This window comes from Pseudoalteromonas sp. SG45-1 (genome assembly GCF_014164135.1).
Lineage (GTDB): Bacteria > Pseudomonadota > Gammaproteobacteria > Enterobacterales > Alteromonadaceae > Pseudoalteromonas > Pseudoalteromonas distincta.
The window spans coordinates 1-2,725 of the sequence record NZ_JACJEP010000058.1 but is presented as its reverse complement, the minus strand read 5'-3'; the positions used below and the strand labels follow the sequence as shown (position 1 = coordinate 2,725).

Here is a 2,725-nt window from a genome sequence, read left to right as displayed (position 1 = left end):
ATGTTTGACTGGTTTCGAATAGTTGATTGGAAACGGTTTTGAACTGCACCCAACTCCGCACGTTTTTTGTCAACTACAGCAATCATTGCATCCATTCCGGCTAAAACTGCTTGCGCATTACCTACACTAGAAACGCTAATCCCTGTTGCAGTAAATTCTCCTGCAAAATTGTATGCAGTTGCTGCTTCGGTGCCACCGGCCTCACTAACACCAACTAAGTTAGCTGATAATGCATTACCTGTCACTGCAGATGCGACACCTGCAATACCTGATAGAGTGAAACCGCCATTTGCGCTAATACTATTTGTAGCAGCAGTACCGCCTACATTTTGCATACTAAAACCGATTGTTTGTACCGCATCCGCACCTACTTGAAAGTTTGCTGAATACGAACCATCAAGTAAATTTTGTCCGCCAAACGTTGTATCTTCTGACACACGGTTAACTTCAGCCGATAATGAACGTATCTCTTCTTGAATTGCTAATCGATCTTCATCTGTGTTTGAGCCATTAGTAGCTTGCTGTGCAAGAGTACGAACACGCTGGAACATTGAAGTTACTTCATCAAGGGCACCCTCTGCAGTTTGTGCGAGTGAAATACCATCGTTTGCATTTCGGTTACCTTGATTTAAACCATTAACTTGAGATGATAAACGGTTTGAAATCTGCATGCCTGCAGCATCATCTTTTGCACTGTTTATACGCATACCTGATGATAAACGTTGAAATGATGTATCTAATGCATTACTTGATTTGCTTAATTGTCTTTGTGCGTTCAAAGAACTCACATTACTGTTTACATATAAAGCCATGATAGCCTCCGCTTCAAAGTTCGATGGATGACAACGGGATACCCCTACCCTGTTATAATCCGAGATTTAGAGTACTGGATTTTTAGTCCTCTAACTCATTTATCGCCCATTAAAGCAAAAGCTTTAGCTTTATTTGTATTTAATTTTTACTAACGTTAATTTTATTAACCCTGAAGTAAACTAAGTGCCGCCTGCGGGCGCTGATTTGCCTGCCCTAAAATAGTTTGACTTGCCTGTTGTAAAATCTGGTTTTTAGTTAAGTTAGCAGTTTCCATAGCAAAATCAGCATCTTTGATACGAGATTTAGCGGCAGATAAGTTTTCAGAAATATTTGCTTGGTTACGAATTGTTGACTGGAAGCGGTTTTGAACTGCACCCAATTCAGCACGCTTTTTATCAACTACCGCAATCATTGCATCCATACCGGCTAAAACTGCTTGCGCATTACCTTGAGAAGAAACGCTAATCCCTGTTGCAGTAAATTGGGCCGCAAAATTGTATGTAGTTGCCGCAGCTGTGCCACCAGCATCACTAACTCCGGCTAGGTTCGCAGATAATGCTTTGCCTGAGACTGCAGATGCAACACCTGCAACACCTGATAAAGTAAAGCCACCATTAGCTGATAATGAATTCGCTGTTCCGCCAACACTTTGCATACTAAAACCTATGGCTTGCACGGCATCAGCTCCAACTTGGAAATTTGCAGAGTAAGTACCATCAAGCAAATTTTGACCACCAAAAGTAGTGTCGGTAGCAATACGATTTACCTCTGCAGATAATTGACGGATCTCTTCTTGAATAGCTAGGCGATCTTCATCGGTATTAGAGCCATTAGCTGATTGTTGAGCAAGCGTTCGGATACGTTGAAATGTAGAAGTAATTTCATCCATTGCACCTTCTGCCGTTTGAGCTAAAGAGATACCATCATTTGCATTTCGATTACCTTGATTCAAACCCAATATTTGCGACTGCAGTCGGTCAGATATTTGTAAACCAGCAGCATCATCTGCTGCGCTATTAATCCGCAGGCCTGAAGAAAGGCGTTTAAAAGACGTATCTAAATCACCACCGCTTCTATCAAGCTGTCTTTGTGCATTGAGTGCACTTACATTGGTATTAACATATAAAGCCATAATATACTCTCTTCTTATCTGTCAAAGTTAAGTCACTGTCTCGTTTAAAGAAAGTGGATATTTGACAAAGTGACTAGATATGTAGGCGCTATTTTCTGCCTAGGGGCAGCTATCTGCCACTTTGTAAGTTAATAATAAACTTACAAAGATATTAGCAAGCATTAGGCCAACTTTAATTCAAAGGTTATTAAATATCGATGTTTCGTTGTGTGGTGTGTTCTGATTTAAAATTGGGCAGGTAAGGCAGTAGTTGTATAACAAAGAAATAAGGCCCGTTAAGGGCCTTATTATTTAATAAGTTTGAGAGAGGGTAACTGACAAAAACTAATGGCATAGTTTATGCTAGTACATATATGTTCTACAAATGTTAGAACGATTTGGATTAAGGCCTCCGCTGGCAAAATCCTATAGCGCCTTTGTTAATACCCCATTAAGCAAAGGCGCTTTACTTCGACTTTGTCAATAAATTGACCTATCTAATTATAGACCTTTCTATTATCCTAGTAGGCTAAGTGCCGCCTGAGGACGTTGATTAGCTTGGCTTAAAATTGTTTGACTAGCCTGTTGTAAAATCTGCATCTTAGTTAAGTTTGCTGTTTCTTGAGCAAAATCAGTATCTTGGATACGTGATTTGGCAGCAGATAAGTTTTCTGATATGTTTGACTGGTTTCGAATAGTTGATTGGAAACGGTTTTGAACTGCACCCAACTCCGCACGTTTTTTGTCAACTACAGCAATCATTGCATCCATTCCGGCTAAAACTGCTTGCGCATTACCTAC

General features: G+C 40.2%; 3 protein-coding genes. All 3 read right to left on the bottom strand.

Annotation, left to right across the window (positions count from 1 at the left end):
* The coding region (locus H5117_RS20320; protein WP_182739012.1) for a flagellin at window positions 1–812 on the bottom strand (812 nt) is incomplete at its 3' end.
* A 164-nt stretch (window positions 813–976) separates the two neighbouring features.
* Window positions 977–1,945 carry a flagellin gene (locus H5117_RS20315; protein ID WP_182739011.1) on the bottom strand — a complete coding sequence of 323 codons (969 nt, stop codon included), beginning with the start codon at window positions 1,943–1,945 and terminating at the stop codon, window positions 977–979.
* A 495-nt stretch (window positions 1,946–2,440) separates the two neighbouring features.
* The coding region (locus H5117_RS20310; RefSeq protein ID WP_259404413.1) for a flagellin at window positions 2,441–2,725 on the bottom strand (285 nt) is incomplete at its 5' end.

Coding starts and splice junctions, on each gene's coding strand:
- H5117_RS20315 (WP_182739011.1), bottom strand. CDS start 1,945: ATGGCTTTATATGTTAATACCAATGTAAGTGCACTCAATGCACAAAGA.